At 65.8% G+C, this 22550-nt stretch carries 11 protein-coding genes; 8 read left to right on the top strand and 3 right to left on the bottom strand.

Annotated elements, in window-relative coordinates; genetic code table 11:
- Nucleotides 1–102: 102 nt before the first annotated feature.
- The 8 genes from WIMU1_RS00830 (at nucleotide 103) to WIMU1_RS00865 (ending at nucleotide 15060) form a co-directional block, all read left to right on the top strand.
- The gene (locus WIMU1_RS00830) at nucleotides 103–1047 is read left to right on the top strand and encodes an alpha/beta hydrolase (RefSeq protein ID WP_243404694.1); all 945 of its coding nucleotides are present in this window, start codon (nucleotides 103–105) and stop codon (nucleotides 1045–1047) included.
- Between the two features lie 199 nt (nucleotides 1048–1246).
- The gene (locus WIMU1_RS00835) at nucleotides 1247–3121 is read left to right on the top strand and encodes an alpha/beta hydrolase-fold protein (protein WP_084247922.1); all 1875 of its coding nucleotides are present in this window, start codon (nucleotides 1247–1249) and stop codon (nucleotides 3119–3121) included.
- A gap of 163 nt (nucleotides 3122–3284) precedes the next feature.
- Nucleotides 3285–3809: a DUF732 domain-containing protein gene (locus WIMU1_RS00840; protein ID WP_062794747.1), complete on the top strand. Its 525-nt coding sequence runs from the start codon at nucleotides 3285–3287 to the stop codon at nucleotides 3807–3809.
- Nucleotides 3810–3843: 34 nt separating this feature from the next.
- A complete protein-coding gene (locus WIMU1_RS00845) occupies nucleotides 3844–4821 on the top strand; it encodes a cutinase family protein (protein ID WP_062794748.1) in 978 nt (325 codons plus the stop codon).
- Between the two features lie 125 nt (nucleotides 4822–4946).
- Nucleotides 4947–5942, top strand: coding sequence for an LLM class F420-dependent oxidoreductase (locus WIMU1_RS00850; RefSeq protein WP_023954845.1), 996 nt, complete (start codon nucleotides 4947–4949; stop codon nucleotides 5940–5942).
- 318 nt (nucleotides 5943–6260) lie between these two features.
- The gene (gene fadD32, locus WIMU1_RS00855) at nucleotides 6261–8159 is read left to right on the top strand and encodes a long-chain-fatty-acid--AMP ligase FadD32 (RefSeq protein ID WP_062794749.1); all 1899 of its coding nucleotides are present in this window, start codon (nucleotides 6261–6263) and stop codon (nucleotides 8157–8159) included.
- 13 nt (nucleotides 8160–8172) lie between these two features.
- On the top strand, nucleotides 8173–13503 hold the full coding sequence (pks13, locus tag WIMU1_RS00860; protein ID WP_084247923.1) for a polyketide synthase Pks13: 5331 nt from the start codon (nucleotides 8173–8175) through the stop codon (nucleotides 13501–13503).
- Nucleotides 13504–13509: 6 nt separating this feature from the next.
- Nucleotides 13510–15060 carry an acyl-CoA carboxylase subunit beta gene (locus WIMU1_RS00865; RefSeq protein ID WP_062794750.1) on the top strand — a complete coding sequence of 517 codons (1551 nt, stop codon included), beginning with the start codon at nucleotides 13510–13512 and terminating at the stop codon, nucleotides 15058–15060.
- 71 nt (nucleotides 15061–15131) lie between these two features.
- Here WIMU1_RS00865 and WIMU1_RS00870 read toward each other — a convergent pair whose 3' ends face one another.
- The 3 genes from WIMU1_RS00870 to WIMU1_RS00880 form a co-directional block, all read right to left on the bottom strand.
- Nucleotides 15132–15638, bottom strand: coding sequence for a hypothetical protein (locus WIMU1_RS00870; RefSeq protein ID WP_147431442.1), 507 nt, complete (start codon nucleotides 15636–15638; stop codon nucleotides 15132–15134).
- Nucleotides 15639–15896: 258 nt separating this feature from the next.
- The gene (locus WIMU1_RS00875; protein ID WP_084247924.1) at nucleotides 15897–19205 is read right to left on the bottom strand and encodes an arabinosyltransferase domain-containing protein; all 3309 of its coding nucleotides are present in this window, start codon (nucleotides 19203–19205) and stop codon (nucleotides 15897–15899) included.
- Nucleotides 19198–22530: an arabinosyltransferase domain-containing protein gene (locus WIMU1_RS00880; RefSeq protein ID WP_084247925.1), complete on the bottom strand. Its 3333-nt coding sequence runs from the start codon at nucleotides 22528–22530 to the stop codon at nucleotides 19198–19200. Before WIMU1_RS00880 ends, WIMU1_RS00875 begins: the two co-directional genes overlap by 8 nt.
- Between the last annotated feature and the right edge of the window lie 20 nt (nucleotides 22531–22550).

Raw genomic sequence — 22550 nt, forward strand, 5'->3', positions numbered from 1 at the left:
CCTCGTGGCCGTGGTTCGAGATGGAACCAGACAAGGCCCCGCTGCTGGACAGAGAGAGAGTTGTATTCGATGCGCGTAAGCACACCGTCGAGGCGAGTGGGGATGGGCAGACGCCTCATCGCTGCTTTCGCCGCACTGGCGACCATTGCCGGAGTCGGGGTTGTTGCCGGCACCGGCACAGCCAATGCCTGGGGCACCGGTAACGGATTCCAGCAATGGAACGTCGATGGCTGTGGGATGCCGTCCGTGAAGGTCCGGTCCTGGTCGAAGCCCGGCAACTACAAGACGGTTGTGCTGCTCGACGGCCTGCGCGCGACGTACGACGTCAGCGGCTGGGAGCACGAGACCAATGTCCAGAACATGGTCAACAGCGGCGTCAACGTGGTCATGCCCGTCGGCGGACCCGCCAGCTTCTACAGCGACTGGAACGCGCCGAGCAACTTCAACCGCCAGCCGTACAAGTACATGTGGAACTGCGTCATCACCAACACCCTGGTCAAGGGTATGGACGCACGCGGTCTTCGCGTCGGCCCCGGCGGCAAGTACGCCATCGCCGGCATCTCCATGGGTGGTAACGCCGCCCTGGTGATCGGCGCCAACAACAAGCAGAACTACTCGCACGCCTTCTCGATGTCGGGCTACCTGAACCTGTCGGCACCGGGCATGAAGTCGGCCATCCGCGTCGCGCTGCTCGATGCCAACGGCGGACCGTGGAACGCGGACAGCATGTGGGGCCCCCCGTGGAGCACCCGCTGGTACGACAACGACCCGTTTGTGCAGATCACCAAGATGCACGACCTGAAGGTTCGCGTCGCGTCGGGTAGCGGTATCCCGGGCGGCTACAACCAGAACGAGAACGCGGTCAGCATCGTGCAGGGAGTGCCGCTCGAGGTGCTGTCGCTCGCCCAGACCCGCGCGTTCGAGGTCCAGGCCTTCGTGAACCGCGTCAACCTCACCACCGACTACCCGGTCACCGGCACCCACAAGTGGGGCTACTGGCAGGACATGATGTGGCGAGCACTCCAGCAGGGCTGGTTCCGCGGATAATCGTGGTGACATCCCTCTAGTCACAAAATTCACACCTGTCACAGGTGTGGCAACCTCAAAACAGAACGTCCTACGTGTAAGAAACACGTAGGACGTTCTGTTTTTGTCTGCGGGTCCGCCTTGATCCGGGCTTCGTCCGGTGACAAAGGGCAGCAGAGCAAGACCACAGTGGTGACGGTGACTTGAGGAGTAGAGGTACATGCGGCAGAGATTTGTGCGCGGCGCACTGGGACTGATGGCCGGCGCGGTATCCGTGTGCACAGTGCTGGGTATGTCCTCGACCGTTGCGGTCGCCGCCCCCGCACCGCAGAGTCCGGTGACGCCTGTTGTGCAGGCTCCCGCTCTCCAGGCGCCGGCACCGGTCCCAGGCGTCAAGATCACCAACACCTTCTGGTACTCCGACCGCCGCGTGGCGATGTGGGTGTACTCGCCCGCGATGGGCACCAACATCCAGGTTCAGCTGCTGCTCGCCCGCGACTGGAACTACCGTCCGGCGAACAAGTTCCCGCAGATGTACATGCTCGACGGACTCCGGGCCCAGGAAGATCAGAACGGCTGGGTCATCAACACCAACATCGAGGACTTCTACAAGGACAAGAACGTCAACGTTGTCCTGCCCGTCGGTGGCGAGTCGAGCTTCTACACCGACTGGGCCGAGCCGGACAACGGCAAGAACTACCAGTGGGAGACGTTCTTGACGAAGGAACTCCCACCGTTGCTGGAGAACCAGTGGCGCTCCACCGACGTGCGCGGGGTCGAAGGGCTGTCGATGGGTGGCAGCGCCGCGATGATGCTCGCCAGCCGTAACCCGGGCTTCTTCAAGTTCGCCGCATCGTTCTCGGGCATCTTGCAGCTCAGCTCCTTCGGGATGCCGCAGGCGGTGCAGTTCGCGATGAACGACGCCGGTGGATACGACTCGAGCAAGATGTTCGGACCGCCGACCAACCCGGCGTGGAAGGAACACGACCCGTACCTGCTGGCCGACAAGCTCAAGGGCGTGAGCCTGTACGTCTCGTCCGGTAACGGCATGGTCGGTCAGTACGACACCCCGTCGACCATCCCCTACCTCGCGACGAACTACGCGGGCGTGGGCCTCGAGGTGCTGTCGCGTGTCACATCGCAGCAGTTCGCCAGCAAGCTCAACCAGCTCGGCGTCCCGGCCCAGGCGGTCTACCGCGCGTCCGGAACCCACACGTGGCCGTACTGGCAGTTCGAGATGCAGCAGGCGTGGCCGCAGGCCGCAGGTGCACTCGGGCTCGGAGTCGACAGGCCGGCGTGCTCGACCGGTGGCGCGATCGCGCCCGTCTACAAGGCCAACAAGAAGGCACTCGAGGAGTGCCTGACCCCCGAATACGACGTGCCGGGTGGACGCGCGCAGGACTTCCGTAACGGACGGATCATCTGGTCGGCGAAGACCGGTGCCAAGGTCGTCGGCGGCGGAATCGGCGGCGCGTACGTGGCTGCCGGAGGCCCGGGCGGATGGCTCGGGTTCCCGACCAGCGATGAACTCGCGACACCGGACCGGATCGGGCGCTTCAACCGCTTCCAGAACGGCAACATCTACTGGACCGCGAAGACCGGCGCGCATGCCGTCGGCGGCGCGATCCTGGCCGACTGGGGCAAGGCCGGTTACGAACGTGGGCCGCTGAAGTACCCGACCGGGGACGAGATCGACACACCCAACAAGAAGGGTCGGGTGCAGGCGTTCCAGATCGGCGGCTACTACTGGACTCCGGCAAACGGTGCGCACTCGGTCCAGGGCAAGATCATGGACAAGTACGCCACGCTCGACTTCGAGGGCGGCTGGCTCGGATTCCCGAAGACCAACGAGATCGGATTGCGCGACGGCGGACGGTTCAACGCGTTCGACGGCGGCAACATCTACTGGACGCCGGCCAAGGGTGCTTTCGCCATCCCTCTCGGACCCATCTATGACGCGTGGGGCAAGGCCGGATTCGAGAACGGCAAGTTCGGCTATCCGGTCAGCGATCAGATGAACATCACCGGCGGTTACCGGGTGAACTTCGAACGCGGCGCCATCGAGGTCGTGAACGGGGTCGTCACCGCCAAGTGATTCCTCAGGTGCCTTCTGTAGCCTTGCGGAGGTATTCAGGGCGCAGAGCGCGAATCCCGGCGCGCAGCGCGGGGGTGTCCGGGTCGGCCTGGCGGAGCGTTTTCGGTCCGCCGGCTCACCGGAGCCCGCCGTGCCGCCCGGCGAGAAGACACAAGGAAGTGACATGACAGGCAACATCATTCGGGTTGTGACCGCGGGTGCCGCGCTGCTCATCACCGCAGCGCTCGCCACCGGTTGCGGCGACGATTCGACCGCGTCGGCGCCGACTGATTCGGTGAGCACCACCAGTAGTACGACAAGCGCCACCAGCAGCGCTGCGCCGTCGTCGGGTGCCTCGACGGCCACGTCGACCGAGGCGAGCAGCGACGGACAGCCCGACGACACCCAGGGTCTTCCCGAGACGGGTCCGCCCTCGGCGAATGTGCCCGAAGGCGTCGACGAGAACGACAAGACCGAGGACTACCTCGCGGAACTGAAGAAGCAGGGCGTCGAGTTCCCCAACGACCCCGACAACGCCATCGCACTCAGTGCTGCCTCGGCGGTTTGTCAGGGCAAGGAGCAGGGCGCCAGCCCGGCCGACATCAAGGTGATCGTGGTACCTCTCGTGGGCTCGGGCACCACCGACGAGGCCAAGGCACAGGCCAACGCCGACAAGGTGATCAAGGCCGCCGAAGCCAAGTACTGCTGACGGTCGCCGACATGACAACCACAAAGCGGCCGACATGACACGTAAGAAGCGAAGTCGCGGACGCACGTTGCTGTTCGTGGTCCTCGGCCTGGGGATCCTCAGCGTCATCGCGGTGATCCTGGTGATCATCCTGATCATCAACCTGCTTCAGCCCGACCCGGGGCAACCGGGTGGACCTTCATCGTCGCCGCCGTCGTCGGCTGCGCCTCGACCCACCGCGCAGCCCGCCGATTGCCCGGACGTCCAGGTGGTCGTGGTGCCAGGTACGTGGGAGTCGGCATCGAACGACGACCCCTACAATCCGACTGCGAACCCGAACTCGTTGATGCTCAAGGTGTCCGGGCCGCTCGCAGAGGAGTTCGACAGCTCGCGGGCCGACGTCTACACGGTGCCGTATGTGGCCCAGTTCCGGAATCCGACCGTGCTGACCGACCGACAGATCGACTACAACACTTCACGGGCCGAGGGCACCAGCAAGGCCCGCGCCAAGATCACCGAGGTCAACCAGAAGTGTCCGCTCACGAGCTTCGTCCTGATGGGCTTCTCGCAGGGAGCGGTCATCGCAGGTGACATCGCGGGTGAGATCGGTAACGGTCGGGGGCCGGTTGCTGCCGATCTCGTGGTGGGCGTCGGACTGATCGCCGACGGTCGCCGTCAGCCGAATCAGGTGGAGACGGTGGGTCCCAACCCTGCCGGCGTCGGTGCGGAAATCGCTCTCGACATCCTCCCGATTCCCGGGATCGACCTGACCGGGCCACGCCCCGGCGGGTTCGGCGAGCTCACCGACCGCACGTACTCCCTCTGTGCGCCAGGCGATCTGATCTGTGATGCACCCACCATCGCCAACCCGATCGAGGGCATCAGCAAGTTGATGGGTGCCGTCAACAACCCGGTACACGCGATGTACAACACCACTCGGTACTGGAACGACGACGGTGAGCCGGCCACGGAGTGGATGACGGGCTGGGCACGTGACGTGATCGACAAGGCGCCTTTCCCCAAGCACGAATGAGCCCGACGGACCGGATCGAGCGCATTTTGCGCTGATCAGGTGCGGAAGTATCGTCTACTGCCGAGCCGGGCCCGTAAGGCATGGGCGACGACCACCGGGCATGTTCGACAACCAGGAGACTTGCGATGACTTCAGCCGAGGCCGCACCGGGCCCCCGTAAGTTCCGGTTCGGAGCGGGTGGCGAGGGCAACCGTGACGAGGGTGGGGCGCGTAAGTTCGTCAAACTCGCGCAGACCGCCGAGGAGTACGGGTTCGACACGTTCGCCGTGCCCGACCATCTGGGCAATCAGGTGGGGCCGCTCGCGGCCCTCGGTGCACTCAGCCAGGCCACCGACCGGATCCGGCTTGCCACGTCGGTGCTGGCCAACGGTTACCGGCATCCGGCCCTGCTGGCCAAAGAGGCCACCACCATCGACGTGCTGTCCAAGGGCCGCCTGGAGCTGGGGATCGGCGCGGGATGGATGAAAGAGGAGTTCGACAAGGCCGGCATCGAGTTCGAGTCGCCCGGCGTCCGGATCCGCAGGCTCGATGAGTCGCTGACCATCCTCGACGGACTCCTGCGCGGCGAGGAGGTCAACTTCTCCGGCGAGTTCTACAACATCAAGGGTCTGGTCGGCAGTCCCCGTCCGCGGCAGGGTCCCCGGCCTCCGATCGCGGTCGGCGGCGGTGGGCCGAAGATGCTCGCGCTTGCCGCCAAGCACGCCGACATCATCTCGGTCGCGACGGGCACCACGCCCGACGGCCGGCTGCGGCTGTCCGACATGACGATGGAGAAGACCATCGAGCGTGTGGACCGCATCCGGCAGGCAGCCGGCGACAGGTTCGACGAGATCGAACTCAACTGGACAATCGCCACGATCGTGATCACCGACGATCGCGAGGCGACCGCGGAGATGGCGCTGGCCGCACTCGACCAGGGCTATCCGCCGAACATCGCCATGGACGTCAAGTTGTCGGTCGACGACATCCTGGCCTCGCCGTACCTTGCTTTCGGGTCGTTCGAGCAGATCGCCGACCAGATCCGCGAGGTGCGCAGGCGAACGTCCATGTCGTATGTCGGGGTGTTCCCGACGCAGATGGATGCCTTCGCACCGATCATTCCGATACTCAAGGGCGAGTAGCCACATTCGTGGTCGCGGAAGCGTAGGTTGTCTCACGACCCGTACCCAAGGCGAGTGGTACTGGCCGGTAAGATGTGGAAGGTTTGGCTCGGGTCGGCGGCGACCGCGAGTCCTATTTGGCTTGACAAGAAAAGTAGGGAACGCTGTTGGAGACGAGGCGTGTGGCATCGATGAAGCACATGGTGCCGCGCGCTGAGCTCGACCGTTCACAGGTGACGCAAGCCGAACACAAGGTGGATCACCCCGCGGACGCACTGTCACGCAGGGCTGGTGACCAGATTTGTGTCAGGGGCGTCGAGGTCGCGATCAGGAGTACGAATGAACAACGAGTTTGACCAGTTCTTGGACGAGAACGGAAATCTGTTCTTCGACGACGACGTGACGCTGGTCGACTACGTGGAACGCAATGTCATCGAGCAGGCCGAGACACTCGCGTACCGCTTCATGGACTACAGCCGTGAACGCGATGGCGAGCCGATCGACCTGACCTGGGCCGAGTTCGGCAAACGGCTTCGCGCCATCGCCGCGCGGCTGCAGCAGGTCACGCAGCCGGGCGACCGGGTGGCGATCCTGGCCCCGCAGTCGCTGGAGTACGTGATCGGCTTCTTCGGGTCGCTGTTCGCGGGCAACATCGCGGTTCCGCTGTTCTCGCCGGACGAGCCGGGTCACACCGACCGGCTCACCGCTGTGCTCGCCGACTGCAAGCCGAGTGTGATCCTCACGGCAACCAAATCGGCCGAGGCCGTCCGTGACTTCTTCAAGCCGTTGCCCGCCAAGGAACGCCCCCGTGTCATCGCCGTCGATGCGGTTCCCGATTCGGTCGGCGACACGTGGGTCAAGCCGAAACCGGCCCTGCACGATGCGGCATATCTGCAGTACACCTCGGGTTCCACCCGGGTTCCCGCCGGCGTGGTCATCACCTATGAGTCGGTTGCCGCCAATGCACTGCAGATGATCGATGCGATCGAGTTCGACCACAACTCGCGCGGCGTCACGTGGCTGCCGATGTTCCACGACATGGGCCTGCTCACGGTCATCCTGCCCGCGCTGGGCGGCAAATACATCACCATCATGAGCCCGCAGGCGTTCGTGCGGCGGCCCGGCCGGTGGATCAAGGAACTGGCCGCCATCGCCGATGGTGCCGACACGTTCGCCGCCGCGCCCAACTTCGCGTTCGAGCACGCCGCGGTGCGTGGCGTCCCGAAGCCCGGCGAAAAGCTCGACCTGAGCAACGTCATCGGCCTGATCAACGGCAGCGAGCCGGTCACCGTCAGCTCGATGAAGAAGTTCAACGAGGCCTTCGGTCCGTATGGACTCCCGAAGACCGCCATCAAGCCCTCGTACGGGATGGCAGAAGCCACGCTGTTCGTGTCGTCGACCAAGCGCGAGAACGAGGCGAAGGTCATCTACGTCGATCGCACTGCCCTCAACGCGGGACAATTCAAGCTGGTCGACCAGGATGCGCCGGGTGCGGTGGCCCAGGTGTCGTGTGGACAGGTCTCGGTGAGCCAGTGGGCCGTGATCGTCGATTCCGAGACCGGTACTGAGCGTCCCGACGGCCACGTGGGTGAGATCTGGCTGCACGGGATGAACATCGGCCACGGATACTGGGGTCGCCCGGAGGAGACCGAGGAGACGTTCAACAACACCCTCACCGCCCCACTGCCCGAGGGCAGCCGGAGCATCGGCTCTCCCCAGGGCGCCAAGTGGATGAAGACCGGCGACTACGGCGTGTGGTTCGAGGACGAGCTGTACATCACCGGACGCGTCAAGGACCTGGTGATCGTCGACGGCCGCAATCACTACCCGCAGGACCTGGAGTTCTCGGCGCAGGAAGCCAGCCAGGCTCTGCGTCCCGGCTTTGTTGCCGCGTTCGCCGTGCCTGCCAACGAACTGCCCGAGGTGGTGTTCCAGAACTCCGCCAGCGGACTCAAGTTCGACGCGGACGACGCATCCGAGCAGCTGGTGATCGTCGCGGAGCGCGGACCGGGCAAGAAGGTCGACCCACAAGAGGTGGCCGACACCGTGCGCGCCACGATCGCCCAGCGACACGGTGTGATGGCACGCGACGTGCTGATGGTTCCGGCGGGCTCGATCCCACGTACCTCCAGCGGCAAGATCGCCCGGCGGGCATGTAAGGCGGCGTACATCGACGGAACTCTGCGCGGTGGTTACCAGCAGACGGCGTTCCCCGATGCGCCACACGAGAATCAATAGTCTGGACTACCCGATGCCTGAACTGAACAGTTCGACGAATGAGCCCCTGAACTCCGAGGACAAGCTGCCGGGGTCGAGTTTTGGTCCGGGTGACAGTAGTGGCGACGGTGAGTTGGATGTGTCGCCGGTGGGTGCGTCGACCGATTCAGGCGAAGAACGGCAGAACGACGAGAAGGCCGGTGACCTGACGGTCTCGGAGCTTCGGGAGTGGCTGCGGCAGTGGGTCTCCGACACGACCGGACTGCCGGTCGACCAGGTCTCCGACGATCGGCCGATGGAAGAGTTCGGCTTGTCCTCGCGTGACGCGGTTGCGTTGTCGGGCGACATCGAGGACAAGACCGGCATCATCCTCACCGCCACCGTCGCGTACCAGCATCCGACGATCGCGTCGCTGGCCAAGCGCATCATCGAGGGCGACCCGGATGCGGGCCGCGAGGACGATGACGACGACGATCTGTACAACCGCACGCGAGGCCCGAACGACGACATCGCGATCGTCGGTGTGGCAACACGTTTCCCGAAGGCGGGCCACACCCCGGAATCCACCTGGGATCTGCTGATCAACGGCGGCGACGGCATCAGTGACCTGCCCGAGGACCGCTGGACCGAGTTCAAGTCGGATCCGCGGATCGCCAAGGTGCTCGACGAGGCCAACCTCAAGGGCGGCTACCTCGACGACGTCAAGGGCTTCGACGCCGACTTCTTCCAGATGTCGCCGCGCGAGGTCGAGATGGTGGACCCGCAGCAACGCCTCGCACTCGAATTGACCTGGGAGGCACTAGAACACGCGCACATCCCGGCCAGCGACCTCAAGGGCGGCCAGGTCGGTGTGTTCATCGGCAGTTCCACCAACGACTACCAGATGCTGGCGGTCTCCGATCCCGAAGGCGCCGGCGAAACGGCCGCGTATGCGCTGACGGGTACCTCCACTTCCATTGTGGCGGGACGGGTTTCGTACTACTTCGATTTCCGCGGGCCGTCCATCGCACTCGACACCGCTTGCTCCTCGTCGCTGGTCGCGGTGCACCAGGCAGTGCGCAGCCTGCGCAGCGGCGAGTCCGATGTCGCTCTCGCCGGCGGTGTCAACATGCTGATCACCCCGGCCGCGACGCTGGGGTTCGACTCGGTGGGTGTGCAGTCCAAAGACGGTTACATCAAGGCGTTCTCGTCCGACGCCGATGGCATGATCCGCGCCGAGGGTGGCGGACTCGTCGTGCTGAAACGACTTTCCGATGCCCGCCGCGACGGTGACAACGTGCTCGCGGTGGTCGCGGGATCGGCCGTCAACTCCGACGGGCGCTCCAACGGACTGCCCGCCCCCAATCCCGAAGCTCAGGTTCAGGTGCTGCGCAGCGCCTACATCGACGCTGCCATCAATCCGCGCGACGTCGACTACATCGAGGCGCACGGCACGGGAACCATTCTCGGCGACCCCATCGAGGCGGACGCACTCGGTCGTGTGCTCGGCAAGGGGCGCGATGCGGCCAAGCCGACGCTGCTCGGCTCGGCGAAGACCAACTTCGGCCATCTCGAAGCCGGTGCAGGTTCCGCAGGCCTGATCAAGCTGATCCTTGCCCTCCAAGAGGACAAGCTCCCGCCGTCGCTGCATTACGCCGGCCCCAATCCGTACATCCAGTTCGACGCGCTGCGGCTCAGTGTTGTCACCGAGCCGGCTGATTGGCCCAGGTACTCCGGCCGCGCCATCGCGGGTGTCTCTGGATTCGGGTTCGGCGGCACCAACGCACACGTGGTGGTCCGAGAGGTGACGCCAGAAGACCTGAGGGAACCCGCCGCAGAGGTCATCGACGAGCCGGTTGCCGCCCAGGCCACGGTCGCCGACTTCCTCGATGAGGACGACGACCTCGACGAGTTCCTCACCGACGCCGAACGCGCCGCGTTGGGCCAGCTCGCGGCCACACCGGCGAAAACCGAAGAGCCGCAAGCCAAGGAGGACCCGGCAGAAGGATTCGCGCCGTGCCGGGCCGAGGGTTCGGTTGTCCCGCTGGTGGTCTCGGGGTTCCTTCCGTCGCGTCGCCGCAAGACCGCCGCCGACCTCGCCGACTGGCTCGAGACCGACGCTGCGAAGAACACGCCGCTCGTCGACATCGGGCGGGCCCTGGCACACCGCAACCACGGACGTACCCGATCGGTGGTGATGGCCCGCACGCACGAGGACGCGCTCAAGGGCATGCGGGCGGTCGCTGACAACAAGAACAGCCCGCTCGTCTTCACTTGTGACTCACCGGATTCGGCGTCGCCCGTGTGGCTGTTGTCCGGCTTCGGTTCGCAACACCGCAAGATGGGCAAGCAGCTCTACACCGAGAATCCGGTGTTCGCCGCAGCGGTCGACAAGGTCGACAAGCTGATCGTCGATGAGCTCGGCTACTCGATCGTCGAGCAGTTCCTCGACGATTCGGTGGCCTACGAGATCGAGACGTCGCAGATCGGGATCTTCACCATCCAGATCGGCCTGGCCGAGTTGCTCCGCCACCATGGTGCGGATGCCGGTGTGGTTGTCGGACATTCGATGGGTGAGGCAGCAGGCGCCTACATCACCGGTGGTCTGTCCCTCGAGGACGCCGTCCGGGTCATCTGCCAGCGGTCGCGGCTGATGGGCGAGGCCGAGGCGCAGCTGACCGGCGACGACATCCGGCTGATGGCTCTGGTGGAGTACAGCGCCGATGACATCACCGGTGTGCTCGCCGACTATCCCGATCTCGAGATCTGCGTGTACGCAGCACCCACCCACACCGTCATCGGCGGTCCTGAACCGCAGGTCGACGCCATCGTGGCGCGGGCTGAGAGCGAGGGCAAACTCGGGCGAAAACTCGCCACGAAGGGTGCCAGCCACACGTCCCAGACCGACCCGTTGCTCGGTGAACTCGCCTACGAGCTCACCGGCATCGAGCCGCGTTCGCCCAAGATCGGCTTCTACAGCTCGGTCGACCGCGAGACCTTCTACCGGCCGGGCAGCGAGCCGGTGCACGCCGTGGAGTACTGGACCAAGGGCCTGCGGCACAGCGTGTGGTTCTCGCAGGCCGTCGCCAAGGCCGTCGAGAACGGGCACACCACGTTCCTCGAGCTGTCGCCGAACCCCGCGGTGTTGATTTCCGTTGCCGCCGTGACCTTCTCGGTCGGCATCCACAACGCCGAACTGATCGAGACGTTGCGCCGCAAGGAAGACGAGAGTCACGGCGTGATCAACGCGCTGATGAAGCTCTACGTCCACGGTCATGCCGTCGACGTCGGATCATTGTTCGGTAAGGGCGATTTCGCCGAGATCCCGCGGACCCGGTTCGAACGCAAGCCGTACTGGCTGACCGCGAACATCTCGGCCGGGTCGGGCGATTCCCGGATCCCGGGATCGCACGTGGCCCTTCCCGACGGTCGCCACGTCTGGCAGGTGTCGGCATCGGCGGCATCCGACCTCACCGAACTCGTCAGAGTTGCTGCGTCGCAAGTGCTTTCCGATGTAGCGGTGACTGCGGTGCTCCCGCACGGTGAGCCGGTGGGCGCCTCGACGCTGACCACCACCTTGGCACCTCACCCGGGCGGTGGCGCGCTGCAAGTGCATGCTGCCGAGGGCACCTCGTTCCGGTTGCTGCTTGACGCCGTGGTGGTCTCCGGTGGACCGGCTGCGGCCGCCGTCCAGGCGGCCCCCGCCACCGCGCCTGTGACGGCCGAGCAGTCCGGGTTCGTCGACAACACGCTGGTGACCGAACCGGAGATCAGCGATGAGATCGGCGCCCGGTGGGATCCGGCCTCCGGCGAGACCGTCGACGACCGGCTGGCACAGATCGTCGCAGAGTCGATGGGTTACGAGGCCGAGGATCTCCCTCGTGAGATCCCGCTGATCGAGCTGGGTCTGGATTCGTTGATGGCCATGCGCATCAAGAACCGTGCGGAGTGGGAGTTCGACATCCCGCAGCTGCAGCTGCAGGCGATGCGCGACGCCAACCTCCAAGACGTGGTCAAGTTCGTCACCTACGCCGTGGAGCACCGCGACGAGGTGGAGGCGCTGGCCGCCGATGCAGCGGGCAAGGGTGAATTGGACACCGCCGCTTTGGCCGAACTGATCAACTCCGAAGGAACCAAGACCGACGAGTCCCAGCCCGTCGAGCCCCAGGCCGAAGCGCCTCTCGAAACATCCGCACCCGAAGAGGTTGTCGCCGAAGCGCATTCGGCGCCTGCCCCGGCTCAGCCGGCACCGGCACAAGCCCAGGCCGACAAGCCGAAGGCCAACCTGCAGAACGCGGCCGCGGTCGCTGCTGCGGCCGGTGCGGACGTCCCACCGCGAGATGCCGCCGAGCGTCTGACCTTCGGCGTGTGGGCCGTGGTGACCGGAAAGTCTGCCGGCGGCATCTTCAACCCCCTCCCGGTGCTCGACGACGAGACCGCGGAGAAGTTGACGGCGCGGTTGTCCGAACGTGCGGGCGGCGAACTCGACATCGAGGACGTCATCGACGCCGACAACATCGAGACTATGTCGAACTACGTGCGTGAGCATCTCGAGGGTGGGTTGGTGGACGGCTTCGTCCGCTACCTCCGGACCCCCGAGAACTCAGACCGCACACCGGTGCTGGTGTTCCACCCGGCCGGTGGCTCCACCGCCGCGTACGAGCCGCTGCTCAAGCGACTGCCCGAGGACGTCCCGGTCATCGGATTCGACCGCGTCGAGGGGACCATCGAAGAACGGGTCCGCCAGTACTACCCGAAGCTGCGCGAGATCCAACCAAGCGGCCCGTACGTGCTGGTCGGCTGGTCTCTCGGCGGCGCCCTGGCATACGGATGCGCGCAGGTACTCGTCGAAGCCGGCGAAGAGGTCTCGTTTGTCGGCCTGATCGATGTGGTGCGCCCGGCCGAACCGGTCGAGGACACCCCGGAGACCAAGCGGGCCCGCCTCGAGCGGTACCTCGACTTCGCCAAGCGCACCTACGGTCTCGACGATGTGCCGATCCCGATGGACCGCCTGGTGGAAGCCGACGACGACGGCCAGTTCAAGATCATCATGGAGATGCTGGCGATGAGTGACGCCAAGATCCCTGGTGGCATCATCGAACATCAGCGCACCAGCTTCCTCGACAACCGCGCGCTGTCGACGGTGGAGCCCTCGCGCTACGACGGCAAGGTGGTCCTCTACCGGGCCGACAAGATGCATGATGGCGCAATCGAACTCGAACCGCAGTGGGCAAAGATCGATGAAGACGGAAGATGGGGAGAGGTGGTCGACGATCTCGAGATCATCCATGTCGGAGGCGATCACCTGGCGATCATCGACGAACCCTACATCGGAAAAATCGGTGCCGATCTGACCGCACGGTTGGAAGAGCTCGCAAGAAAGTGACCCAGATTGACTGACACCACCGCCGGCAAGCTCAAGGAACTTCGCGAGAAGCTCGAGGCGGCAAAAGAACCCGGCGGCGAGCGGGCGGTCGCGAAGAGGGCTGCCAAAGGCATCGCCTCGCCTCGCGAACGACTGGACATGTTGTTCGACCCCGGCACCTTTGTCGAGTTCGGCCGACTCGCCAAGATGCCCGGCGCCGCGGACAGCGGCTACGGCGATGGTGTGGTGACCGGGCACGGCCTGGTCAACGGCCGTCCGGTCGCGGCGTTCTCGCACGACCAGACGGTGTTCGGCGGCACGGTCGGTGAGATGTTCGGCCGCAAGGTCTCGGCCATCATGGAGTGGGCAGGCAAGATCGGCTGCCCGATGGTCGGCATCAACGACTCCGCCGGCGCCCGTATCCAGGACGCGGTCACATCGCTGGCCTGGTACGCGGAGATGGGCCGTCGCAACGACTTGTTGTCGGGGCTGGCGCCGCAGGTCTCGATCATCCTCGGCAAGTGTGCAGGGGGCGCGGTGTACACCCCCGCGAACACCGACATCCTCGTCGGCGTCAAGGACGAGAGCTACATGTTCGTCACCGGGCCGGACATCCTCCGTGAGGTCAACGGCGAAGACGTCTCGGCCGAGGAACTCGGTGGCTCGTACAACCAGTCCAAGTGGGGCAACATCCACCACCTGGCCGATGACGAGAAGAGCGCATTCGAATGGGTGCGTGACTATCTCGAGTACATGCCGTCCTCTTGCCACGAGAAGGCGCCGGTGATCAATCCAGGGCTCGAACCGGAGATCACCCCGAGCGACCTCTCACTCGACACCTTCATGCCGAACAACGACAACACCGGCTACGACATGCGCGACATCATCCTGCGCGTGTTCGACGATGGTGCGTTCCATGAGGTCGCCGAGTTGTTCGCGCCCAACATCATCACCGGCTACGCGCGGGTGGACGGTATCTCGGTGGGTGTGGTGGCCAATCAGCCGAACGTGATGGCCGGTGTGCTCGACACCGACTCGTCGGAGAAGGCCACTCGCTTCGTCCGAATCTGCAACGCGTACAACATCCCCCTGATCTTCCTGGTCGACACCCCGGGCATCCTCCCGGGCGTCGAGGAGGAGAAGAAGGGCACCATCCGGCGCTCGGGCAAGTTCCTGTTCGCCTACGTGGAGGCCGACGTCCCGAAAATCACCGTTGTGCTGCGCAAGGCATATGGCGGCGCCTACGCGGTGATGGGTTGCAAGCAGCTCGGCGCCGACATCAACTTCGCGTGGCCCACAGCCAAGATCGCGGTGATGGGTGCGGAGTCCGCGGCCACCATCCTGACCCGGCGGCAGACCGAGAACGCGACGCCGGAGGAGGCTTCGAAGATCCGCAAGGACTTCGTCGACTTCTACAACACCATGATGGCGACTCCGTACCTCGCCGCCGAGCGGGGCTACATCGACGCCGTGATCGATCCGTCGAGTACTCGGTTGCAGCTGCGAAAAGCGTTGGCGCAGCTGAAGGACAAGCACATCCTGCGGTCGCCGCGTAAGCACTTCCTGATGCCGATCTAGATCCTCCGCGTGTGGTGACATCCTCCGGTTGCAACCGGAGGATGTGGCTGCAGTCGGAGGGTGTGGGGGTTTCAGCTGTCGTCGTCGGGATGCCTGATGCCACCCGCGAGCATCACGCCGATGGCAAATCCGGCCACGGGGAACGCATACGCCCACCCGAAGCCGATGTCGGGCAGCTGACCGTCACCCGAGACGAGTACGGCCTTGTGGGGGACCAGCCGTATCGTCGCCAGGATGGCTGCGCCACCGAGCGTGCAGCCCGCGACCGTCGTCAGACTGAGCACCTCACTTCGGGCGCTCGGACCGAGCCGCGCGGTGAAGCGCTCGGTGGCCCAGCCGAGCAGACCCGCGCAGATCGCGAAGGCGGCCGGGATCAGCCAGACCCAGCCCGGCACGTGGAGGGCGAGGTCGCGGCCGGACGGCACGTGCACCTTGGTCGACGACTCCGTGATCCCGGGAGTGATGAAGTACCAGCCGAGGACCGCGACGAACCCGAAGCCCAGACCGATGACGGCGGCACGCAACCACGTTGTGCGCCACAGGCGTAGTACAGCTGGCGTGGACCGGACCGTTCCCATCCTCATACCGTTGCACACAGCCGCCCCGCGACGCCGCAGATCCTCCCGCTGCAGTCACTTCCTCCGGCTCGCCAGTTCCTCCGACTCGTGCCTGTTCCTCCGGTTGCAGTCGGAGGGTGTGACTGAAGTCGGAGGGAATCGGCGGGGAACGGGGCTTTGGTGGACGCCTGCTTGCCAGTTCCTCCGACTCGTGCCTGTTCCTCCGGTTGCAGTCGGAGGGTGTGACTGAAGTCGGAGGAAACAGGCGGAACCGAGGGCTCAGTACCGGGCCGCTCGCATCGGCGCAGGCGACCACAGACCCGAGTGCGTGCTCGATCCGATCGTCAGTTCGGCGGGCTTCGCGGGTGCGATCTCGCTGAACTGTTGCAGCGAACCCCAATCGCGACCCCAGTCGTTCCGCAGATAAGACGGAATGATGGTGGCGCGCAACATCGATTGGGTGACTCCCAACGGACCACCGGCATCGGCGGACATCCACGTCTGGCTGTTCTGGCGAGTTGCCTGCGCGTCGGGGAGGATGCGCCACTGCGGAACCTCGACGACGCCGTACTTCACCGCCATCGGCTTCTGGCACGGGAACACCAGCGCCGGCAGCCAGTCGATCAAGACCGGATCGTCCTTGCCCACCAGGTCGTTGAGCGTGCGCATCGTGGTGATGCGCGGCGGCGTCACCGCAAGCCACTGATCCGGTGCGCCTGCGTTGTCCTTGGCCATCACCCGGACCACCGAGGCACCCGTGGGGGCGTCGGAGAGCGGGAAGCGGAGGTTGCGCCAGATGGGTGGATCGCCGATGTCGATCGGGCTCATCTGTCCCATCGGGATGACCGTGTTCCCCGGTCCGGGCCTGCCGAACTCGACCACCAGTTGCTGTCCGGGCTGGGCGATGCCCTCGCCGTCCACCGCGGCGATACGGCCGGCAGCCGACAGGGTCAGCAACGGCGCATCGGCCTGTCGTTGCGGCATCTGGTACCAGGCCGAGGTGAGCGATGCGTTCTGCGAACCGTAGCTGCCCAGGACGGGGGTCTCGGCAGGGTCGAGTCCGAACGGCAACCGCACGGTGGACCCGTTGACGCCGAGGGCGCCCTGTCCGCCACCGGTACCGGCCTCGTCTGCCTCTGTCGTGTCGCCCGACCCGGCCCCGGTCTGGGCGGTGTTCTGCGCCGTGGTGGTGTCGCTGGTCTCGGTGGCATCCACCGACAGATCGTTCGGCACACCGTTGGGGGTGAATCCCGCCATGCCCGTGCCGGCCAACGCGTCGCCGGGCGACAGATCGGCCTGCCCGGCCACCGTTGCCGGTGCCAGCAGTCCGCGGTTCGGATCCGGTTCCACCAGAACGTCATTGGCGAGGGCGCAGATGTTGCCCTTCAGTGCGTCGACGTTGGAGTTCAGCCACGACCAGCTGTCCCGCTGCTCGTACGCAGCCTTGACAAACGAGAGCAGCATGAACAGGACCACCAGGCCGGCCAACACCGGCATGGGTGAAAAGGCCAGTCTGTGCAGTGCTTTCGACCCGGACGCCCGCCGTTCGGCGTCCACGTAGTCGTCCCGGAAGTGCTGGTAGAGGCCGACAAGCGTGGTGGCGACAGCGATCACCAGCACGATCCAGGTGACCCGGATCCCGCCGATGGCAGGCGGCTGATCCCACCAGGGGATGCCGTAGCTCGCCACGAACCACCAGCCGTTGGTGCCGGCGAACGACAACGCGACCACGTACAGCACCGCAGCGGCGAAGAAAGTGCGATTACGCCTGCGTCGCAACAGAGCAGGCGCCATCATCGCACCCGCCGCGGCGGCCAGCGCCGCGCCGATACCGGCGTAGACACCGAGGTGGTGGGTCCACTTGGTGGGGGTGAAGGCCAAGAAGAACATGAAGCCGAAGACACCGGCGACCAGGCGCCAGGTGGGCCCCTTCGCGATGCCCATCGGCTGGCGGCGGCGCAGCAACATGAGCAGCACCACCATCAGGCACAGGAACGCCATCAGGATGCCGAATCGCCTCGACAACGTGCCGTCGGCTGTGGGCAACATCAGGTAGTAGTACCGAACGGGTTCCTGCCACCATTCGAGCGTCGGCCCCACCTCGGAGGCGACCTGCGACGACGTCAGGATCGTCGAGAGGGTCTGATCGGCAAAGATGTTGTACAGCACCGATGTTCCCGCGGCGAGGATGGGCATCAGCAGCGGTAGCAGCCCGTCGCGGTGCCTGCGTGCGACCACTCGTCTCAGCAGTGGGCGGATTCCGGCGAGCAGCAGCGCGACGGCCATCAGGCCACCTGGTGCGAGCGCGAGGGTAAAGGCGGCAACAGCCGAACCGATCGCCAGCGGCAGCAACCGACCGGTGGCGATGGCGCGGTCGACGCAACACCAGGTGAGCAGTGCGCCGATGGCGAGTGCGGGTTCGGGGCGCAGGCCGTTGTTGAACGGCATCCAGATGGCCAGGAACACAAACGCTGCCGACCACAGAGCCGGGGTGGAGTGGCGGACCGTTCGGCCGAGGCGCGGGATCACCTCACGCGAGATCAGCCACCATCCGAGAAGGCCCAGCAAGAACGCTGGCAGACGCATCCACGGCGCCGACAGGCTGACCTCGGTCATCGCCGAGATCACCTGGTAATGCCAGCCGAATGGATCCTGGGGCACTCCGTAGTAGCGGTAGTAGTTGTCGACGTACCCGGCTTCTCCGGCGATGCGCCCGACGGTGAAGTTGTAGCCGTCGTCGGAGGTGTTCGACCCCATCAGCCACCAGAAACCGAGCACCGCGAACACCACGACGTCGGAGAACCGGATGGTCCACCAGTGGGTGGGCAGGATGCGCCGATGTCTGCGACCGTCGCGGGAGTCGAGGAGCGCGAGCGCGATCAGCGACACCACAGTCATTGCCACACCGATGACGAGGGCGGCGAACTTCAGGTTGGTGGGGGTGGTGACGAATCGGGTGTCGATTGTCGCGCTGAACTCCAACCCCTCGGGTGAGGTGCCTTGGGGGAGTTCGGTGAAGACGCCGACGATCTGTGGTCGGAGATTGGGATCGCGGACGTCGAAGGACAACTGGCCTTCGGAGCCGCCGTTCTCGATGCGCCCGGCCGTACCTTCACCGTCGGCCTCGACGATGATGCGGCAGTTCGGATCCGCCTGCGCGACAGCCCGATCCGCGGTCAGCAACACCACGTCGCGGCCGGTCACCGTGATGCTGTCGGACGTGGCCCGGATGAACAGGCCCTTGGACGTGGCCTCCTGCCCGCCGGCGGGGATCGTCGAGAGCAGAACCCCACCGTCGGCGGGGAGGTCGGCAGCGGTGGAGCAGGGAACGGAGACCCGCATGTCGGTGGGGACAAACGACACCAGCGGCGCCGCCACGTTGACCACCTGGTTGTCCTGTGGCCAGTTGAGTTGCGCCGTGGTCTGATTCACCGGCATGAGCGGGCTCAGGCAGGCGAGCAGGAACCCGATGAGGCCGGAGACAACCGCCACGATCTTGACGTTGCGGTAGCCAGGGCCGACGTAGCGGCTCAGGCTCCGCTTTCCCGTGGGCGGTTCTGTGTTGATGGTGCTCGCCTTTTCACTCATTTTCCTGCGGCACCACCCTCAGTGAGCCGGTGCGTGACCATCCCCAGTTCTTCTCTGTCCCCGTGGTGATCTCGGCTGCCGGAGCATCGGGCACCAAGGGGGTGTACTTCTCCAGCGACCCCCAGTCTCGATACCAGTCGTCGTCGAGGTAGGTCGCCACGGTGTTCGCCCGCGCCAGCGCCTCGGGCACGGCCAGCACACCGCCGTCGTCCGCGGCCTGCCACGTCTTGGATTGGGAGGCGGCGGTCACCCTGTCCGGCAGGATGCGCCACTGCGGGATGTCGGCGACTCCATCGGTGATGGAAAACGGTTGCTGGCAAGGGAACTGAGACGCCGCGCTCAGGTCGATCAGCGTGGGGGAGTCCGATCCGACGACCTCTTGCAGGGTCTTGAGCTGCGGTGCGCGGGGTGGGGTGACCGCGAGCCACTGCTTGGGGTTGACGTTGTTGTCCTTGGCCACGATCCGCATGGCGGTGGCATCCCGGGGGACCTGCGCCATCGGGACGCGCAGGTTGCGCCACGGCCGGTTCGGCTTGTCGGGCCCGGGGTCGATGGGCACGATCTGCGGGCCGAGGTCGGTGAACGACCCATCGGGGTTCGGGACGCCGAACTGCACCTTCAGCTGCTGCCCGAAGGTAGCCACACCCTCCTCGTTGAACGTGAACACCGGTCCGGCGGCGCTGAACACGAGTAGCGGCGACGCGTCACGGGCGGGGAGGTTGTACCAGCCGGTGGTCAGTGACGCCTCTCCCGAGTCGTACCCGTAGCTGCCGAGCACCGGCGTGGTGGCCGGGTCGAGCCCGAACGGCAGCGCCACGGTGGAACCGTTGACCGTTTCCGGCCCGGTTCCGCCGGTGATACCGGCACCGGCCCCCGAGACCACAAAGGGTTTGTTGAAGCTGGCCGACACGTTCATCTGGCCGGGGCGGGCGGAGCCCGCCTCGGGTGTCAGGTCGCCGGCAACGCCGTTCGGGGTGAAACCGACCGCATCGTCGCCGGCGAGGGCGTCGGGCGCCGATGCACCGTCGGCAGGGGTCAGCATGCCGCGGTTCGGGTCTTCCTCGACCAGCACCGCATCCGCCATCGCGCAGCTGTTCCCGCGAAGAGCATCGAAGTTCGCACCGAGCACCGTGTAGGCGGGATACCGCGACAACGCGGCCTTGGCGAAGACCGCCAGCATGCAGATCACCATGAAACCGGCGATCAGGGCGATGGGGGAGGAGGCGATGAACAGGCGGCGGCGGTCGGACCGCGCCTCGGCGGCCGACGCGTCGGGTCCGTGGGCAAGCCCCTTGTTGGCGACGTAGTCGAGGCGCAGGTGCTGCCACACCGCGACGGCGCCTGCCACCACGGCGAGAACAAGGAAGATGGTGGACACTTCGCGACCGGCGAGTACCGGTGCCTTGTCGAACCACGAGATGCCGAAGTTGTAGGCGAAGGGCCAGGCGTTCTCGCCGGCCATCGCCGCGGCGAGGGCGAAGAGCAGTCCCGCGACGAAGACCGACAGGTTGCGCACCGACCGCGCCGCCGACTGGGCGACAGCGATGGTGGCCGTGGCGGCCAGCGCAGCGGCGAAACCGGCGAACACGCCGTAGTGGATGGTCCACTTGGTGGGTGTGAACATCATCAGCAGCAACGTGATCAGCGTGGCGCCGAGCAGTCGCCAGGCCGGCCCCGGATCGACCGCACGAATCTTCTTGCGTCGCAACATCACCGCGAGTGTCGCGAACACCGACGACAGCAACAGCAGGAGCGGCACCCGACGGGTCAGGGCGCCGTCGGGGGTGGTGACGGTGATGAAGTAGTACCGCAGGTACTCCTGCCACCACGAGATGGTCGGTCCGACGATGTAGCGCGTGCGCACGGCATCGAACACCGATGCCAAGGTCTGATCGCGGAAGACCACGAGCACGACCAGCGAGGCAGCCGCGATGGACGGTGCCATCACAGCGGCGAGGTTGAGCACCCGCACGCGGTTTCCGCGTTCGGGATCGCGGCCGCGTTCGAGCAGCACCCGCAGCATGGGCCGGGCGCCCACGATCAGCACGGCGACCGCGATGACACCCTGCGGCGCCAGGGCGAGAGTGAGCCCGGCGCACATCGCAGCCAGGGCGGCCGGTAGCAATCGGCGCGTCGCGATGGCGTGCTCGACGGCCCACCAGGTCAGCAGGGACCCCAGGATGATGATCGATTCGCTGCGCAGACCGCTGGCGAACGGCAGCCAGAACGCGGTGAAGACGGCCGCAGCCGCCCAGATGGCCCAGGCGCTGCGGCGGACTCCGGCACCGAGCCGGGGCAGCAGCACCCGGGACAGGATGAACCACGACCCGAGGCCTGCGGCCAGCGAAGGGATGCGCATCCACAGTCCCGAGGCCGACACCTCCGACCAGAGGGCCAGGAACGAGTAGTACCAGTCGAACGGCGCCTCGGCGATGCCGTAGAAGCGGTAGTAGTTGGCGAGATAACCGGCACCCTCCGACGCGCGGCCCATGTTGAGGATGTAGCCGTCGTCGGGTGAGCCGGCGCCGAGGAAGTGCCAGATGAGCAGCACGGTGGTGACGGCCAGGTCGGTGAGACGCGGTCGCAGTACCTTGCCCCATGCGGGGGTGCCGATCCGCCGGTGGTAACCGGCGAGCCAGTCGAGCCTGCCGAGGCAGATCAACGAGACGGCGATCGCGATGATCCCGACGATCAACGCGAGTTGCTTGATCAGGGTCGGCGTCGAGGAGAAGCGCGTGTCCACCACTGTGGTGACCGAAAGCCCCTGCGCCTGGGCGGCTTTCACGTCGTCGGTGGGGATGTCGGTGAAGACGCCGTCGAACTGTGGTCGTTGGTCGATGCCCAGGGTGCCGACCGGACCGAGACCGACGAACTGTGCACCCACCCCTCCCGGGTTCGACCAGATCCGCAGATCGCGGCACTGCGGCGATCCGACGGCGTCGCGGGGCGCCGTGGCAGCCAGCTCGTTACGGAACACCACCGACACCGACGACGCGGAGGCGGAGACCACCAGGGCCTTCTGATTGAACTGCTGGGCGCTCGGCGGCATCGTTGCCAGCACCAGGCCCCCGTCGGTTCCGAGGCTGTCGATCAGGGAGCACGGAATGGTCGCATCGAGGGTCTGTGGCGTCTGCGCGATCAGCGGTGCGGTGACCGAAGCGGTCGCGCTGGAAAGCGGCTGACCTGCGGGCCAATCGATCTTCGAGGTGGATTTGTTGACCGGCAGCAGAGGGGTGATCGCACACAGCACGATCCCGACCAGTCCCGCCACGATTGCGGTCCAACGGACAGTCCCCGCACTGGGGATGTGAGAGGACACAGGCACGAGCAACGATGGTATTGCAC

This window comes from Williamsia muralis NBRC 105860 (genome assembly GCF_001598915.1).
In the GTDB taxonomy this organism is placed as follows: domain Bacteria; phylum Actinomycetota; class Actinomycetes; order Mycobacteriales; family Mycobacteriaceae; genus Williamsia; species Williamsia muralis.